Below are 16,911 nucleotides of genomic sequence, written 5' to 3' on the forward strand. Positions count from 1 at the left end.
GACGCGGGGGGCGGGCGGCGGGACGCTCATCCGGTCCGCCGACCGTGGACCGTGAGCGGACCAGACCTGGATGGAGATCTCGTGCTCGATGATGATGTGCGGCAGGTCATCGCCTCGACCCGGCGTTTCGTGCGCGAGCGCGTGGTCCCGGCGGAGGCGGAGATCGAGCGGACCGACGCGATCCCGCCCGACCTGCGCCGTGCGGCGGCGGCGATGGGCCTGTTCGGGTTCGCCGTCCCCGAGGAGTACGGCGGCCTGGGGCTGGACATGAGCGCCGAGGTCCAGCTCGTCTTCGAGCTGGGCTACACCACACCGGCCTTCCGCTCGATGTTCGGGACCAACAACGGCATCGCCGGCCACGTCCTGCTCGAGGGCGCGACCCAGGAACAGAAGAAGGCCTACCTGCCGCTGATCGCCTCGGGCGAGTGGACGGCCGCGTTCGCCCTCACCGAGGAGAACGCCGGCTCCGACCCCGCGGGCCTGGCGACATCCGCGCGCCGCGACGGCGACGAGTGGGTGATCAACGGTGCCAAGCGCTTCATCACCAACGCGCCGCTGGCCGACGTCTTCATGGTCTTCGCCCGCACCGACCCCGGTGCCGAGGGCGGGCACGGCATCACGGCGTTCATGGTGGAACGCGACGCGCCGGGGCTGAGCGTCGGCCCGAAGGACCACAAGATGGGCCAGGCGGGCGCGTGGACGGCGGACGTCCTGCTGGCCGACGTGCGGGTCCCGGCGTCGGCGGTGATCGGCGGCGAGGACGGGGTGGGCCGCGGCTACGCGACCGCGATGCGCTGCCTGGCCCACGGCCGGATCCACATCGCCGCGCTGTGCGTCGGGCTGGCCCAGCGGCTGGTCGACGAGTCCGTGGCCTATGCCGCGACGCGGGTGCAGGGTGGCGGCGTGATCGGCACCCACCAGCTCGTGCAGGGACTGCTCGCCGACTCCGCCACCGATCTCTACGCCGCGCGGGCGCTCGTCGTCGACGTGGCCGCGCGGTTCGACGACGGCAGCGACACCCGGATCGGGCCCTCGTGCGCGAAGTACTTCGCCTCCGAGGCGGTCGGGCGGGTCGCCGACCGGGCGGTGCAGATCCACGGCGGGGCGGGCTACATGCGCGGAGTCCCGGTCGAGCGCTTCTACCGTGACGCGCGGCTGTTCCGGATCTACGAGGGCACCAGCCAGATCCAGCAGATCGTGATCGCCCGTCAGCTCCTGCGCGACGCCGGCGTCCGGTAACGGCCGGGGTGGGCGGGGCCGACCCGGTTCGGGACGGCCCCGCCCCTGTCAGCCGACCCGAATCAGCCGACCCGTTCGAAGATCGCGGTGATCCCCTGGCCGCCGCCGATGCACAGGGTCTCCAGCCCGTACCGGGCGTCCCGGCGCTCCATCTCGTGGAGCAGGGTCGCGAGGATCCGGCCACCGGTCGCCGCGACGGGATGACCGAGCGAGATCCCGGAACCGTTGACGTTGAGCCGGTCCAGGTCCGCGGTCGTGAGCCCCCACTCCCGGGTGCAGGCGAGCACCTGCGCCGCGAAGGCCTCGTTGAGCTCGATCAGGTCGATGTCGGCGAGCTTGAGGTTCGCCCGCTCCAGCGCCTTCGCCGTGGCCGCAACGGGTCCGATCCCCATCCTCGCGGGTTCCACACCGGCGACCGCCCAGCTCACCAGCCGACCGAGCGGACGCAGGCCGAGTCGCCTCGCCGCCTCCGGATGGGTGACGACACACGCCGACGCCGCGTCGTTCTGCCCGCTGGAATTGCCCGCAGTGACCGTGGCCTCCGGGTCGGTCCTACCCATGATCGGGCGCAGCGCGGCGAGCGTGTCGAGGCTGGCGTCGGCGCGGGGATGCTCGTCGACGTCCACGACGACCGAACCGCCGCGACCCGACACCGACACCGACACGATCTCGTCCGCGAACCGACCGGCGGCCTGCGCGTCCACGGCCCGGACATGCGACCGCAGCGCGAACTCGTCCTGCTCGGAGCGCGAGATCCCGTACTCCCGCCGCAGGTTCTCCGCCGTCTCGATCATCCCGCCAGGGACGGGGAAGTTCGCGCCGCCCGCGGTCACCCGGCCGCGGGCCAGGGCGTCGTGCAGCGTGACGTCCCCGCCGCCCGACCCCCGGCGCATCCGGGTCGAGTAGAAGGGGGCGTTGCTCATGCTCTCCGCTCCCCCGGCGATCACGACGTCGGCCGCTCCGGTCTGGACCTGCATCGCGGCCGTCGTGACCGCCTGCACGCCCGATCCGCAGCGGCGGTCGAGCTGCAGGCCCGCGACGGTGACGTCGAGGCCGGCGTCGAGGGCGACCACCCGGCCAAGCGCGGGTGCCTCCATCGTCGGATAACAGGACCCGAAGATCACGTCATCGATGTCCGCTGACCGCAGGCCGGTCCGGTCCAGCAGGCCGCGCAGCACGGCCGCGCCGAGCGCCTGCGCGCTCAGCGCCGCGAGCGCACCGCCGTAGCGCCCGACCGCGGTGCGCACCGGTTCGCAGATGACCGCCTCACGCATGAGTCCTCCGTTAGTTGTCGGGTGGCGCGGGGGGACCGGATGTGTGGCGCCGGAGGTGAACTGGACCAGAACGATGTCGCTGTCATAACACGCGGGCGCCGGCTTCCTGGCGTCCCGTGGTGCACAATTCCGGTGTCCGATCCGAGCCGGGGCGGCCGGTGTCGGGGTGGGAGGGAGGACGGGTTCGATGCGGTTCGTGGGATTGCGGGACGGACGGCGGGTCGTGGTCGGCCTGGTGTTCGGTGCCGACGGGGCCGGCCCGCAGGGCGGGCCCATGGGCACGGCCGGGGACGAACGCCCCCGGGTCGCCCGCGTCGCCGACGTCGACGAGTTCTACGGAGACCTCGCCGACTGGACGGCGAAGGCCCGCCGGATGACCGCCGGTGAGCATGACCTCGCCGACGTCGAGCTCGTCCCGCCCGTACCGGCCGGAGCCCGGATCCTCGGCATGGGGCTGAATTATCATGCGCACGCCGCGGAGACCGGGCTGGAACTGCCCAGGCGGCCACCGATCTTCGGCCGGTGGACCGCGTCCCTGACGGTGGACGGCACCCCCGTCCCCGTCCCGCCGGGCGAGCGGGGCCTGGACTGGGAGGGCGAGCTCGCCGTCATCGTCGGGTCCAGGATGACCGATGTCGACGAGGACGCCGCCCTGCGCGGCGTGTTCGGCTACGCGGTGTTCAACGACCTCAGCGCCCGCCGCGCCCAGGGCGCCTCGGCACAGTGGACGCTGGGCAAGAACTCCGACCGCAGCGGGCCGATGGGGCCCGTCGTGACCGCCGACGAGGTCGGCGATCCGGCGGCGGGCCTGCGGCTGGTCACCCGCGTCAACGGCGAGGTGGTACAGGACGGCGACACCAGCGACATGATCTTCTCGATCGGCCGGATCCTGTCGTTCGTGAGCCGCACCCTGACCCTCAACCCGGGTGACATCCTGATCACCGGAACTCCCGCCGGGGTCGGCTACATCCGCAAGCCGCCCCGCTACCTGGGTCCGGGTGACGTCGTCGAGGTGTGGATCGAGCGGGTGGGCACGATCCGCAACCCGGTCGTGGACGCGTCCGCCCGGCCGTGACCCGGCGGTGGGCCGAACCCGTGGCGGGTCGGGTCGGCCCACCACACCCGTGTTCCGCGTCAACGCGGGCCGGGGTCACCGGGCACGTTCACGCCTTCGGCCCACCGGCGACGTAGATCACCTGACCGGACACGAATCCCGCGCCCTCGCTCACCAGGAACGAGACGGTGTGGGCGATGTCCTCGGGCTCGCCGACCCTGGCCACGGGAATCTGGGCCGCGCGGGCGGTGGCGTAGTCGTCCCACGTGTGCCCCAGGCGCTCGGCCGTCGCCCGGGTCATCTCGGTCGCGATCAGACCGGGCGCCACCGCGTTGCAGGTGACGCCGAACTTCCCGAGCTCGATCGCCACCGTCTTGGTGAATCCCTGCAGGCCCGCCTTCGCCGCCGAGTAGTTCGCCTGGCCGCGGTTACCCAGCGCCGACGTGCTCGACAGGTTCACGATCCGCCCGAAGCCCGCCTCGACCATGAACTTCTGCACAGCGCGGGTCGTCAGGAACGTGCCCCGCAGGTGCACCCCCATGACGAGGTCCCAGTCGGTCTCGGACATCTTGAACAGCAGGTTGTCGCGGGTGATCCCGGCGTTGTTCACCAGGACGGTCGGCCCGCCGAGCTCGGCGGCCACCCGCTCCACCGCGGCCGTGACCTGCTCGGCCTCGCTCACGTCCACGCCGAGGGCGATCGCGGTCCCGCCGGCGGCGACGATCGCCTCGACGGTGCCCTTCGACGCGCTCTCCTCCAGGTCGAGCGCCGCCACGGCCATGCCGTCGGCGGCGAGCCTGCGCGCCGTGGCGGCACCGATGCCGCGGGCGGCCCCCGTGACGATCGCGACGCGGTCCTGGGCAGCGGGCATGCTGGTCTCCTCGCACGATGACGTTCGCTTGTCGGACGAATGGCGACCGGGCCGCGCCGGGACCGCTTGGAACCGGGCGAGACCGGGCGGAGACCGGGTCGCCGAGAAAGTCTGTCAGGCGCCGACGACCGACGCGTCCAGGACGGCGACGACCTGCCCGGCGGGCCTCACGGGTAACGGGTTGACGCCGGGCTTCGAACGGCGGATCCCCGCCCCGCGGATCAGTCCGAACGACCTGCTCCGCGGGGAGGGGATCCGCCGGGCCAACGGAAATTGAATGGCCGTCGGCACGGAAACCGGCCATCGTTGATCTCGGCGGCACGCGGGGCACCGGTCCCGCGCCGTGACCGAGGAGTGATGCCCCGTGACCCCCGTCCACGAGCTGGCGGGAGCGACCGCGCCGATCTGGATGTGGACCTCTCCACAGGAGGTCGAAAGCGCCGCGCTCGACCAGCTCCGCACCATCGCGGAACTCCCCTACGTCCACCACCACGTCGCCGTCATGCCGGACGTCCACCTCGGCAAGGGCGCGACGGTCGGTTCGGTGATCGCGCTGCGTGACGCCGTCTCCCCGGCCGCCGTCGGGGTCGACATCGGATGCGGGATGGCCGCGCTGCGGACCAACCTGACCGCCGCCGACCTGCCCGACGACCTCGGGCCGGTACGGGCCGCGGTCGAGGCAGCCATCCCCGTCGGCCATCGCGGGCACACCGAGATCTCCCGCCGGGTCCGCGGCTACGCCGACCTGTGGGGGACCTTCGGCGACCTGCACCCCAAGGTCACCGGGCGCAGCGGCAGCATCGACCGGGTGATGGCGCAGATGGGCAGCCTGGGCTCGGGCAACCACTTCGTCGAGCTCTGCCTGGACACCGAGGACGCCGTCTGGCTCATGCTGCACTCGGGCTCGCGCAACATCGGCAAGACCCTCGCCGAGCTGCACATCGCGGCCGCGAAGAAGCTCCCGCACAACACCGGCCTGCGCGACCGGGACCTCTCCGTCTTCCTCGCCGGCACCCCCGAGATGGCCGCCTACCGGGCCGACCTCACCTGGGCGCAGACCTACGCGCGCCGCAACCGCGACACCATGCTCGCTCTCTACGTCGACGCGCTGCGCGACCACCTGCCCACGCTGCGCGTGCCGACCCCGCCCACGCACGGGCCGCACGCCGCCGACACCGCCTTCGCCGCGGTCAACTGCCACCACAACTACGTCGCCGAGGAGCACCACTACGGAGCGGACGTCCTGGTCACCCGCAAGGGCGCGATCTCGGCCCGGGCCGGCGAGTACGGGATCATCCCCGGCTCCATGGGCACCCGCTCGTACATCGTCCGCGGCCTCGGTAGCGCCGAGTCGTTCCACTCGGCCGCGCACGGCGCCGGGCGGCGGATGAGCCGTACCCGTGCCCGCAAGGAGTTCACCACCGACGACCTCGTCGCCCAGACCACCGGCGTCGAGTGCCGCAAGGACCCCGGAGTCCTCGACGAGATCCCCGCCGCCTACAAGGACATCGACGCCGTCATCGCCCACCAGAGCGATCTCGTGGACGTCGCCGCCGAGCTGCGCGCCGTCCTCTGTGTGAAGGGCTGACCCGACCCGGACCAGCCCGCGTCCGCCCGGTCCGCGCTCCGCTGGCCGGGCGGGCGCTGCGTTGCCGGCGGGCGCCGGGCCGCCGGGCGGACGCGGGTCAGCGCGGTCCGTGGCCGTCCCGGACGGCGCCGCGGATCAGCTCGATCACCCAGCCGGCGACGCGGCTCGCCTGGCTGGCGTCCAGCTCCCACACGGTGATCAGGCGCTCGAACGACGGCACGCTCCAGAAGACGTCAAGGGCGGCGGCGACGAGCTCGCACTCGGCCGGCGACCAGTCGTCCGCGGCGGCGGCCACGGCGGCGACGAGCGCGTCACGGCGGCGCCGGTCGAGCGCCGCGAACGTCGGGTCGCCGGTCGGCCCGCCGCTCGTGGGGAACGACGAGAGATAGGAGTAGACCCGGCCGATGACGTCGCCGAAGGCGTCCAGGCGGAGGGTGTCCACGTCCACGCCGGCCTCCTGCTCGAGGTGGCGCATCACCGCATCACGCAGCCCCCGCTCGCTGCCGAAGTAGCGGTAGATCGTGCTCTCGTTGACCTGGGCACGCCGGGCGACGGCCCGCACGGTCAGCTCACGCCAGTCCCAGCTCGGGAACCCGTGGACCATCTCGGCTCCGGCCGCGACGATGCGTTCCCGGGTCCGCTCGGCCTGCTGACGGCGCACGGGGCTGTCGTAGGAACGGCGGCCCGGCTCCGACTGCTCACCCTCGGGTCGCACCGCCGGCTCGGCCCCCGGTGGCACCGCCCGCTCGGCCCCGGTGGACGCCGGCGGCCCGGCCGTGGGTGACGCCGCCGGATCGCGCGCGGGTCTAGCCACGACCGTGGAACGTGCGGTCGTTGCGCATCGCGGCACCTGCCTCGGCCTGGGGGCTCGCCTGCCCTGCCTGGCCAGTCTRCCAGTTCCCGGACGGGACGCCGTCCCGCGCGGCGGGCTCCCTGCGGGACGCGGCCGGACCAGAAATGGTGAGTGCTCACTCCCCAAGACCTTCCGGAGACCCACCCGCGCCCGCAGGACGCTCACGTCGCCGCGCCCCGACACCGGCCGACGAACCGGGTCACCCGGCATGATCCGGGGGCCTTGGCGCCCGGAGTCCGGGACGGCGACACACCACTTTAAGGCGAGACTTCTCGCACGAATGACGCTATGCTCCCCGGTCAGATCATCCTGAATGCCGTCGAACCAGGCATCAGGATTGCCCGCCTTCGCGGTCTCGGACCGCCCGTTCCGCATCGCCGTCACCAGCCGTCGAGCCGACACCGAGCCGTGCCGCCACACCTGGAAGCAGCCCCCGCGCCTGGAAACAGAGGATGAATCATCCCGATGAAGAGGTCAGGTACCCGCCGACACGATTACTGGGTCTACTGATGGCCCCGGGCCTGGCGTTCACCGCCTGTTCCAGTTCCAGTTCCAGTTCCAGCGACGACGCCGACGGCGGGGAGACGACGGCCGCGCCCGACCAGACGGTGAACGGGGCGCCGGGGGTCACCCAGGACGAGATCCGCTTCTCGGTTCTCGGCACGAAGACCAACAACCCGACCGGCTCCTGCATGCTCGACTGCTTCTCCCGGGGGATCAAGGCCTGCTTCGCCTTCCGTAACAGCACGGGCGGGGTGCACGGCCGCAGGCTGACCGTCACCACCGAGATCGACGACGCGCTCGGGCAGAACCAGCAGGGCGCGCTGCAGATCATCACCAAGAACGACACGTTCGCCGACTTCGGCGCCGCGCAGCTGCCCGCCTGCTGGGGTGACCTGGCCAAGGCCGGCGTCCCGCAGTACGTGTGGGCCATCCAGCCGCAGGCCATGGCCGGCCAGGACTCGATCTTCGGCAACGCCGGAGTGACCTGCCTGGAGTGCACGAACCGGACCTTCACGTACGCGGCGGAGCTCGCCGGCGCTAAGAAGATCGGCGCCCTCGGCTACGGGGTCTCGGAGAGCTCGAAGCGCTGCGCGTCGACCATCACCGACGCGATCGAGCTCTACCACGACCAGACCGACCAGGAGGTCGTGTACAAGAACGACGACCTGGCCTTCGGCCTGCCGAACGGGATCGGCCCCGAGGCTCCGCGATGAAGCGTGCCGGCGCCGACATGATCGGCACCTGCCTCGACCTCAACGGCATGAAGACGCTGACACAGGAGCTCGAGCGCCAGGGCATGGGCGACATCCCGCTTTACCATCCGAACACCTATGACCAGAAGTTCGTCGCCGCGGCGGGCGACCTGTTCGAGGGGGACTACATCGGCGTCGCCTTCCGCCCGTTCGAGGCCGACGCGAGCGGCAGCGCGCTCGCCGACTACTTCAAGTGGATGAACGAGACCGGCGCCGAGCCCACCGAGGCCGCGATGAACGACTGGATCGACGCCGACCTCGCCTACCAGGGAATTCTCGCCGCCGGACCCTCCTTTGACCGCGCCAAGGTCATCGCCGCGACGAACGTCATGACCGAGTACAGCGCGGACGGCCTGATCAATCCCATCGACTGGAGCCGCCAGCACGAAAGCCCGACGCAGGACGACCCGGCGACCCACGGCTACAAACAGGAGTGCTTCGCCATGGTCCAGGTGCGGAACGGGAAGTTCAAGGTCGTGGGCGGTACGAAGAAGGATCTCTTCTTCTGCTGGCCGAACAACGACCGGTCGCGGTCCGAGCCCCGGCCCGCCAAGCATCAGCTGAGGCCGACCAGGCCGATCGTCACCTCGACCGGACGGATCAGGAACACAGTGGACGGCGGCACACCCGGCAACCGGGATCCCCGCGCCGCCGCCTCGTGCATCTCGTCCGCCGAGCTCGCGGACGCGAGCGCCATCCGCCGCGCTCCCACTCTCGACCACAAGTGAAGAAGTACTCACCCACTCCGCCCATCGGAGAACTGACGCGAGGTGGCCGGATCCCCGCGGGCGCGAGCCTGGCGACGCGGACGCGAGCACGACGGCGCCGCCGCCGATCCTCCGCGCCGCGCTCGCGGGGGCGGGCCGCACCCTCGGGAGACGACGACGCAGCCACACTCGGCGACGGCACCGGCACCGGCACCGGCACCGGCACCGCGATCGTGCCCACGGGGCGGCCCGGCGTCGCGGGCGGGCCTCGCGGTGCCGGGCGACCGGGGCCGGTCTCGCCCTGCCCTGAGACAGCCGAGCGCTGACCGCCGGCATGCATCCCGACCCGGACGGATCACGTTCGGCGGTATTCCCATGCCGCCAGTTGACACCCCTGTCACGGTGCCGGCCGGCGACCCAGGACAGAATCATTCAACCAATTGTCGGCCAGCCGGTTCGACGCTGCCGCCGCCCGCTTCACGACCGGCCGAGAACCGCCCTTCACCCGGATTTATGAGAAGCGCTGCCGGGCCGCGGCCGATGTCACGATCAGTGCGGGATTCGTACTTCCCGAGGACCGGTCCGCACTAGTGGACCGCACCAAACCAGGCCGCATATCCGCCTGATTCCCCCTGTTCCTGGCCTGGCAGCGACCTGTTCCCGGCGGCCACGCGGACGCCGGCCACGCCGTGCCGGGCGGCGCCCGACCGTGGCCGCCGGGCCGCCGTCCGGGCCCCGCGCGCGGGCGGCACCGGGGGCCGCGGCCGCCCGCGCCGGTCGGCGGGGGCGGGATGGGACCGCGCCGACCCGGCCGCCCCGGCGTCCAAAACCGCTGTACCGGTGGGTGCCGGCGGCTTGACACCGCCCAGCGGCCAGCGCGGCGGACCGGCGGCACCGACCGTGCCGATCCGGCACCACGGGACGTCCCGACCATGCGCTCCCGGCCACGACGGGCCACCCCTGACTGCCCACCAGGACGCCACGGGCCAGGCCTCCTTGCAGCGCGAACGACCCGCGCTCCAGTCCCGCCCGACCCGGCCACATCCGGCCGTGATGGAAATCACGGGATCTTCGTTTCGACACCCCACCCGGCGAGTTCCCCACCCCGTTTCAGTGGCGACGAGCAGTGGCCTGGGTCACCGTTCCCCCGCACCACCCGAACCACGAGAGCTTCCTCACAGCAACATGCGCGGGCAGCCGTCAACGCCACGCGGCCAGACACCAAAAGAATGCTTAGAAAAACATTCTCCAATGGACCGAAAACTTGCGCAGAACGGCATTTTCATAACAGCGATATATGGGTCCCCCTCACGGGAACGACGTGTCCGATATGTCGCGACCACCGCTGGACCAACAAGATCAACATCGCCGGGGGGTGCCACCGAGCCCTACTCTGGCCCACGATGGGCTGGTCAGTGACGGTGCGGACGGAGGTGACACCGGGACACCCGAAATGTTGGCAACGGCGTGATCACCGGCTATAACTCTGTCCGAGAGATATCGGCGTATTCGCCGTCGGTGACGTTACGCAGACCGGTTCAGTCGTTGTCCGTGCGACCTTCGAAGGATCAAGGAAGCGAGCTGCATGCTGCTCACTGTTGCGAGACGTGTAGGCCGTAGCCTGCTGGTGGTCTTACTCGTGACCATGGGGGCMGTGGCGCTACTGAGCCTGGCTCCGGGGTCAGCGGCCTCCGTCATCCTGGGGGAGAACGCGACACCGGATGCCATCGCCGCTCTGAACGCCAAGCTGGGACTCGATCGGCCTCTGTGGTCGCAGTACACGCACTGGCTCGGCAACGCCGTCACCGGCGACCTGGGCACCTCCCCGGTGACCAACCAACCCGTCCTGGACGCGATCGTCGAACGGCTGCCGGTCACCCTGCAGCTCGCCGCGATGGCTCTGGTCTTCGCGCTGCTCGTCGCCGTGCTGCTGGCGGTGGTGTCCGCAAGCTGGCCGGGTACTCCGATCGACCGGGCGATCACCGCGCTGTCCTCGGTGTTCCTCTCCGTACCCGCCTTCATCGCGGGCCCGGTCATGATCTACTTCTTCGCGCTGCAGGCCGGGTGGTTCCCGGTGACGGGCTGGTCGCGCATCAGCGAGGGCCTCGGAGACAACCTCCGCGGCGCCATCCTGCCCGTCCTCGCGATCTCCCTGACCGAGATCGCGTCCTTCCACCGGCTGCTGCGCACCGACCTGGTCGGCACGCTGCGTGAGGACTTCATCGGGGCGGCCCGTGCCAAGGGCATGAGCCCGTCCTACGTGATGTCCCGCCACGCCCTGCGGCCGTCCTCGTTCTCCCTGGTCACCCTCGTGGGCATCAACCTGGGCCGGCTGATCGGCGGCACGGTGATCGTGGAGTCCCTGTTCTCGCTGCCGGGCCTGGGCCAGCTCGTCGTCTACTCGATCACTGCCCGCGACATCATCACCGTTCAGGGCATCGTCGTGTTCATCGCCGTGGTCTACGTGGTCATCAACATGCTCGTGGATCTCAGTTACGGCTGGCTCGACCCGCGCGTCAGGAAGGCTGCCAACGCATGACCACCCCCGACGTGGTGGACCGCGAGGTCCACTTACCGCCGGCCCCGGCGCTGGACACGCCGATCGTCCCGGCGGTGCGAAAGTCCCGCTCGATCCTGGTGTACCTGGCGTACGTCTGGCTGATCGCGGTGATCGCGCTCGCCGCGCTGGCGGACGTGCTGCCGCTGGCGTCGTACTCCATTCCCATCGGTAAGCCGCGCCAGGGACCGGATTTCAGCTCGTTCGACCTGTGGCTGGGCACCGACCAGCAGGGCCGGTCGATCCTGTCTCGATGCGTGTACGGCGCGCGGGTATCGATCCTGGTCGGAACCGTGGCGGGCCTCATCGGGGCCGTCATCGGAACCCTGCTGGGCATGCTCGCCGGCTATCTCGGCAAGGCCGTCGACTGGATCATCCGGCTGATCACCGACGCGATGCTGGCGTTCCCGCCGCTGATCCTGCTCCTGGCGCTGTCGTCCATCCTCACGCCGAGCGTGCGGACGCTGCTGGTGGGCCTGACACTCCTGATCATCCCGACGTTCGTCCGGCTCGCGCTGGCGAACACCCTCGCCTGGTCGTCCCGCGAGTTCGTCACCGCCGCCCGCAACATGGGCGCGGGGCACACGCGGATCCTGGTGAAGGAGATCCTCCCGAACCTGCTGCCACCGCTGGGCGCGTTCCTGCCGGTCGTGATGGCCGCGCTGATCGTGGCCGAAGGGTCGCTGAGCTTCCTGGGGATGGGCATCCCGCCGCCCCAGCCCAGCTGGGGTGGCATGATCTCCGACGGCAAGGAGGCCATCGCCGACTCCCCGCACATGGTGCTGGTGCCGGCGGTCGTCATCTTCTTCACCGTCTTCGCGCTCAACCAGGCGGGCGACCACCTGCGCAGCCGCTTCGACCGGACGATGCGCGACTGACGACCCTCCCGAGCAGGACGCGCGACCGAACGCACCCCACTTGGCGTGCGCGACTGGCTCTTCCCAGCGCGCACCGCCTGGGCCGTGAACAAACGGCGCTGCCCCCACCCGCCGTTTGCACGGCTTCCCGTTCCACACTCTCCGTTTCTAGATGCTGACGAAAGGTCAACGATGTTCCGTAAGTCCCGGCTAGTCGCCACCGCTGTCGTGTGCGGCGCGGCACTCGCCCTGGGGGCCTGTGGTGGTGGAGGCGGTGACGACACCGCCTCGTCGAGGAACGGCGCCGCGGGCCAACCGGTCGCCGGCGGCGAGGGCCGGATCCTGCTGCTGGGCGACCCGCGCAGCCTGGACCCGGCGACCCTCAGCAACCAGGCCGCGATCACCGCCCCGGTCGGCAACGCGCTGTACGGCACGCTGATGATCACCGACGAGGCCGGCAAGGTCAAGTACACGATGGCCGAGTCGTTCGCCACGACTGACAACGGCAAGACCTTCACCCTGAAGCTGAAGCCCGGCCTGGTGTTCTCGGACGGCACCCCGCTCAACGCGGAGGCCGTCAAGTTCAACTGGGACCGCATCAAGGACCCGACCGTGGGCTCCTCCTACGTCGTGGACGCGCGGATGATCGAGTCGACCGAGGTGGTCGACGACGTCACGCTGAAGGCCACGATGGTCAACCCCGTGCCGGCGTACGCCCAGGCCGTCCTGAACTCGTCGCTGAACTGGATCGCCTCGCCCGACGCCCTGAAGGCCGGACGGGACTCCTTCGACAAGAACCCGATCGGCGCCGGGCCGTTCACCCTGGCGAGCTGGACCCGCCAGGCGGACATCAAGTTCGTCAAGAACCCCAAGTACTGGGACGCGCCCAAGCCCTACCTGGACCGCCTCACCATGCGCTCGGCGACCGACGCCACCCAGCGCCTCAACACTGTGATCAGCGGTGGCGCCGACGTCGCGATCGACACGAACACGGTCAACATCGACAAGGCTGAGACGTCCGACCTCAACGCCGTGGTGACCACCCTCAACGGCGGCAACTTCATGGCGTTCAACTCGCGCCGGGCGCCGTTCGACGACATCCGCGCCCGCCAGGCGGTGTCGGCGGCGATCGACCTCGACGCGCTCAACCTCGCCGCCTACAACGGCACCGCCCCCATGCCCGACACGCTGTTCGACAAGACCTCGCCCCTCTTCTCGGACACGCCGCTACACAAGACGGACAAGGCTCTCGCCCAGAAGCTCTTCGACGAGCTCGCCGCCGACGGCAAGCCGGTGAAGTTCACCTTCTCCAGCTTCCCGTCCTCGGAGAACCGGGCGATCGCGGAGAACATCCAGGCCCAGCTGAGCGCCTTCAAGAACGTCACGGTCTCCGTCAAGATCGTCGACCTCGGCCAGGTCGCGGCGCTGCGCACGACCTTCGACTTCGACCTGCTCGTCTCGTCGGCGTCCTTCCAGGACCCGGAGCCGCGGCTGTGGCAGGCGTTCAGCCAGGACTCCGTGGCGAACCTGTCCGGGGTCAAGGACAAGGAGCTCTCCGACGCGCTGCTCGCGGGTCGCACCGCGACGACGGAGGCGGACCGCAAGGACGCCTACGCGACGGTGCAGAAGCGGCTGGTCGCGCTGAGCCCGGTCGTGTTCTACCAGCGGTCGACGAACGCGGCGATCGGCACCGCCAAGGTCGGCGGGATCGTCCAGTACGGCAGCGGCTCGCTGCTGGTCGAGGAACTCTGGATCAAGAAGTAGCCGTAGGTCCGGAGGATGGATGAGAGGTCCCTGCCGCCCATGAGTACTGATCCTGTCCTGCAGGTGCGCAACCTGCGCGCCTACATCGGCACCCCGCGTGGAGTCGTGCGCGCCGTCGACGACGTCTCCCTCGACCTCGACCCCGCCCAGGCCATGGGCGTGGTCGGGGAGTCCGGGTCCGGCAAGTCGGTGATGGCCCGCGCGATCATGGGCCTGATGCCGGCGCGGTCCGGGTGCTCCGGCCAGGTGGTGTTCCAGGGCCGGGACCTGCTCACCCTCCCCCGCAAGCAGCGCTCCGAGATCTGGGGCAAGCAGATCGCCATGGTGTTCCAGGACCCGGGGCGATCTCTCAACCCGGTGGTTCGGGTGGAACGGCAGCTCACCGAGGGAATGCGCAAACACCTCGGCGTCGGCCGCTCCGAAGCTCGTGGTCGGGCCCTCGACCTCCTCCGGGAGGTCGGGGTGCCCGACCCCGAGCGGCGCCTGCGCAACTACCCGCACGAGCTCTCCGGCGGCATGCGGCAGCGGGTCATGATCGCGACCGCGCTCGCCTGCGAGCCGACACTGCTCATCGCCGACGAGCCGACCACGGCGCTGGACGTGACCGTCCAGCGCCAGATCCTCGACCTGTTACGCCGGGTCCAGCGCAATCACGGAATGTCCATGATTCTGATCAGCCACGACCTGGCGGTCGTCGCCGGCCGCACCGACCGGGTCGCGGTGATGTACGCGGGGCGCCTGGCCGAGGCCGGGGCCACCCGGCAGGTCTTCGAGGCCCCCCGGCACCGCTACACCCACGCGCTGCTCGAGGCGACCCCGACCATCGACCACGAGCGGCACGCACCGATGCGGCTCATCCAGGGCTCGCTGCCCAACCCCATCGACCCGCCCCCGGGATGCCGGTTCGCCGCGCGCTGCGGGCACGTCGACCCCAAGTGTGCCGACCCCGGGCCGCAGATGGTCTCCGTCGGTGCGGATCACGATGTCGCCTGCATCAGCCCGGTGCAGGACGGCGCCGCGGTCGTCCCCGGAGGTGAGCTCGTTGGCCGGTAGCGGAACCGCCCATCTGCGCGGCGAGGATGCGCTGCTCAGCGTGCGCGACCTGGTGGTCGAGTACCCGACCAAGGGCGGGGTGGTCCAGGCCGTCTCCAAGGTCAGCTTCGACGTCCTGCCCGGCGAGACGCTCGGGATCGTCGGCGAGTCCGGCTGTGGGAAGTCCACGACCGGGCGCGCCGTGCTCCGGCTGGACAGGCTGACCTCCGGCCAGATCACGTTCGCCGGCGAGCGCATCGAGGGAGTCGGCGAACGCCGGATGCGCGAGCTCCGCCGCTCCATCCAGATGATCTTCCAGGACCCGGTGGCGTCGCTGAACCCCCGCCGCAGCGTCAAGGACATCGTCGTCGAGGGTCTGGCGGTCGCCCGCGCCCCGGCGTCCGAACGGGCCACCGTGTCGGCGTCCGTCCTCGGACAGGTCGGGCTGGACGGCGACCGCTTCGCCGACATGCTGCCCCGCCAGCTCTCCGGCGGCCAGGCGCAGCGGGTGGCGATCGGCCGCGCGCTCGCGCTGCACCCGCGGCTGCTGATCTGCGACGAGCCGGTCTCCGCCCTGGACGTCTCCGTGCAGGCGCAGATCCTCAACCTGATCGAGGAGTTGAAGGCCGAGTTCGACCTGACCGTCGTGTTCATCGCGCACGACCTCGGGGTCGTACGGGCGGTCAGCGACGACGTCCTGGTCATGTACCTCGGCAAGGTGTGCGAGTTCGGCGACTCCGACCTGGTGTACGACCAGCCCGCCCACCCCTACACCCGGGCGCTGCTGGACTCCGTCCCGCTGACCGACCCGGAACGCGGCTTCACCGGCCCCGCGTTGGAGGGCGATCTGCCCTCCCCGCTGTCCCCGCCGACGGGATGCCGTTTCCGCACCCGGTGCCCGTTGGCCGAGGAGCGCTGCGCCTCCGAGGAGCCGGAGATCCGCGAGGTCCGCCCGGGCCAGTACGTGGCCTGCCACTTCCCGCTGACCTCACCGCTGGCCGAATCGGCGGCCGCGGCAGCGGCCACGGAGGTGGCCACGCCGGTCACCGCCACCCTGACCGAGACCACGCCCGACGCCACCGAGCCCCCGGCGAGCGAGCTCACAGTCACCACACCCGAGGCCACCAAGCCTCCGGTCACCGGAGAGCCCCCGGTCACCGAGCCCGCAGCCGCCAAGTCGGTGACGGCCGAGCCTGTGGCCACCGCGCCGGTCGCAGGCAAGCCCGCGGCCAGCGCGGCCGCCAAGCTCACGCCCGGCGAACCGGCGACTGCGACGGCGGCGGAGCCCACGGCTGTCGAGCCCAAGGTCGCCGAGCCCAAGGTGGCCGAGCCCGCGCTCGCCACGTCGGTGACCGCCGAGCCTGCGCTCGCCAAGGCCGCCGCGGCACCCGCCACCACGGGCGACGAGGCGGCGGCTGCGGACGACCAGGCGGCGGACGACCCGCCGACGGTCGAATCGGCCGTCGGTGAGCAGACCTCGACCGCGACCGAGGCCTCGACGACGCCGACCACCGACGAGTCAGTGGCGGCCGGGACCGCCGCCGTGCCAACCCCGGCCACCGACGACCCGGCCACGGCCGAGACCGCGACGACGCCGAGTGGCACCGCGGCGCCCGCGAGCACCGAGCCTCCCACGGCTACAGCGACCACGGAGCAGGCCACGGACGCTGGTGACCCGCCCACCGTCGAGACGACCGTGAGCGACGACGCGGACGGCAGCGCAGCCGGGGAGACGAAGAAGACCTCTGGGGGCACCACCGCCTGACCTGGAGCCGATCCCAGATTTCCGGGATCGGCTCCGGCAACGCCGCATCAGACCTTGGTCTGCGCCTGGGGCCTCGCTTGCCGGAGGCCCCAGG

The 16,911-nt window shown here is 71.1% G+C and carries 13 protein-coding genes; 10 read left to right on the top strand and 3 right to left on the bottom strand.

Annotated elements, in window-relative coordinates; translation table 11 throughout:
- Positions 1-81 precede the first annotated feature (81 nt).
- Positions 82-1,239 (top strand): acyl-CoA dehydrogenase family protein, encoded by a 1,158-nt coding sequence (locus tag BBK14_RS15760; protein WP_071063247.1) that lies wholly within the window; start codon positions 82-84, stop codon positions 1,237-1,239.
- A gap of 62 nt (positions 1,240-1,301) precedes the next feature.
- On the opposite strand, the gene BBK14_RS15765 is transcribed toward BBK14_RS15760, so the two are convergent.
- Positions 1,302-2,513 (bottom strand): acetyl-CoA C-acetyltransferase, encoded by a 1,212-nt coding sequence (locus tag BBK14_RS15765; RefSeq protein ID WP_071063249.1) that lies wholly within the window; start codon positions 2,511-2,513, stop codon positions 1,302-1,304.
- Positions 2,514-2,700: 187 nt separating this feature from the next.
- On the opposite strand from BBK14_RS15765, the gene BBK14_RS15770 reads away from it, so the two are divergent.
- Entirely contained in the window at positions 2,701-3,588 is an 888-nt protein-coding gene (locus tag BBK14_RS15770; protein ID WP_071063252.1) for a fumarylacetoacetate hydrolase family protein, read from the top strand.
- Between the two features lie 88 nt (positions 3,589-3,676).
- On the opposite strand, the gene fabG is transcribed toward BBK14_RS15770, so the two are convergent.
- Entirely contained in the window at positions 3,677-4,438 is a 762-nt protein-coding gene (gene fabG / locus BBK14_RS15775) for a 3-oxoacyl-ACP reductase FabG (RefSeq protein WP_071063254.1), read from the bottom strand.
- A 364-nt stretch (positions 4,439-4,802) separates the two neighbouring features.
- On the opposite strand from fabG, the gene BBK14_RS15780 reads away from it, so the two are divergent.
- Complete coding sequence (locus tag BBK14_RS15780; protein ID WP_071063256.1) at positions 4,803-6,026, top strand: RtcB family protein; 1,224 nt, start codon at positions 4,803-4,805, stop codon at positions 6,024-6,026.
- 97 nt (positions 6,027-6,123) lie between these two features.
- Here BBK14_RS15780 and BBK14_RS15785 read toward each other — a convergent pair whose 3' ends face one another.
- Entirely contained in the window at positions 6,124-6,765 is a 642-nt protein-coding gene (locus tag BBK14_RS15785; RefSeq protein ID WP_071063258.1) for a TetR/AcrR family transcriptional regulator, read from the bottom strand.
- A gap of 566 nt (positions 6,766-7,331) precedes the next feature.
- On the opposite strand from BBK14_RS15785, the gene BBK14_RS41700 reads away from it, so the two are divergent.
- The 7 genes from BBK14_RS41700 (at position 7,332) to BBK14_RS15815 (ending at position 16,817) form a co-directional block, all read left to right on the top strand.
- Positions 7,332-8,096 (top strand): type 1 periplasmic-binding domain-containing protein, encoded by a 765-nt coding sequence (locus BBK14_RS41700; protein ID WP_338045469.1) that lies wholly within the window; start codon positions 7,332-7,334, stop codon positions 8,094-8,096.
- Entirely contained in the window at positions 8,093-8,863 is a 771-nt protein-coding gene (locus BBK14_RS41705; protein ID WP_338045470.1) for an ABC transporter substrate-binding protein, read from the top strand. Before BBK14_RS41700 ends, BBK14_RS41705 begins: the two co-directional genes overlap by 4 nt.
- A gap of 1,564 nt (positions 8,864-10,427) precedes the next feature.
- Positions 10,428-11,381 (top strand): ABC transporter permease, encoded by a 954-nt coding sequence (locus BBK14_RS15795; protein WP_071063261.1) that lies wholly within the window; start codon positions 10,428-10,430, stop codon positions 11,379-11,381.
- Positions 11,378-12,277, top strand: a complete 900-nt coding sequence (locus BBK14_RS15800) for an ABC transporter permease (protein ID WP_071063263.1) — start codon at positions 11,378-11,380, stop codon at positions 12,275-12,277. The genes BBK14_RS15795 and BBK14_RS15800 overlap by 4 nt, the downstream gene beginning before the upstream one ends.
- A 171-nt stretch (positions 12,278-12,448) precedes the next feature.
- A complete protein-coding gene (locus BBK14_RS15805) occupies positions 12,449-14,020 on the top strand; it encodes an ABC transporter substrate-binding protein (protein WP_071063265.1) in 1,572 nt (523 codons plus the stop codon).
- Positions 14,021-14,059: 39 nt separating this feature from the next.
- Positions 14,060-15,073: an ABC transporter ATP-binding protein gene (locus tag BBK14_RS15810; RefSeq protein WP_071063267.1), complete on the top strand. Its 1,014-nt coding sequence runs from the start codon at positions 14,060-14,062 to the stop codon at positions 15,071-15,073.
- Entirely contained in the window at positions 15,054-16,817 is a 1,764-nt protein-coding gene (locus BBK14_RS15815) for an ABC transporter ATP-binding protein (RefSeq protein ID WP_241831518.1), read from the top strand. The genes BBK14_RS15810 and BBK14_RS15815 overlap by 20 nt, the downstream gene beginning before the upstream one ends.
- Positions 16,818-16,911 lie beyond the last annotated feature (94 nt).

The organism is Parafrankia soli (genome assembly GCF_001854695.1).
GTDB classification, from domain to species: Bacteria; Actinomycetota; Actinomycetes; order Frankiales; family Frankiaceae; genus Parafrankia; species Parafrankia soli.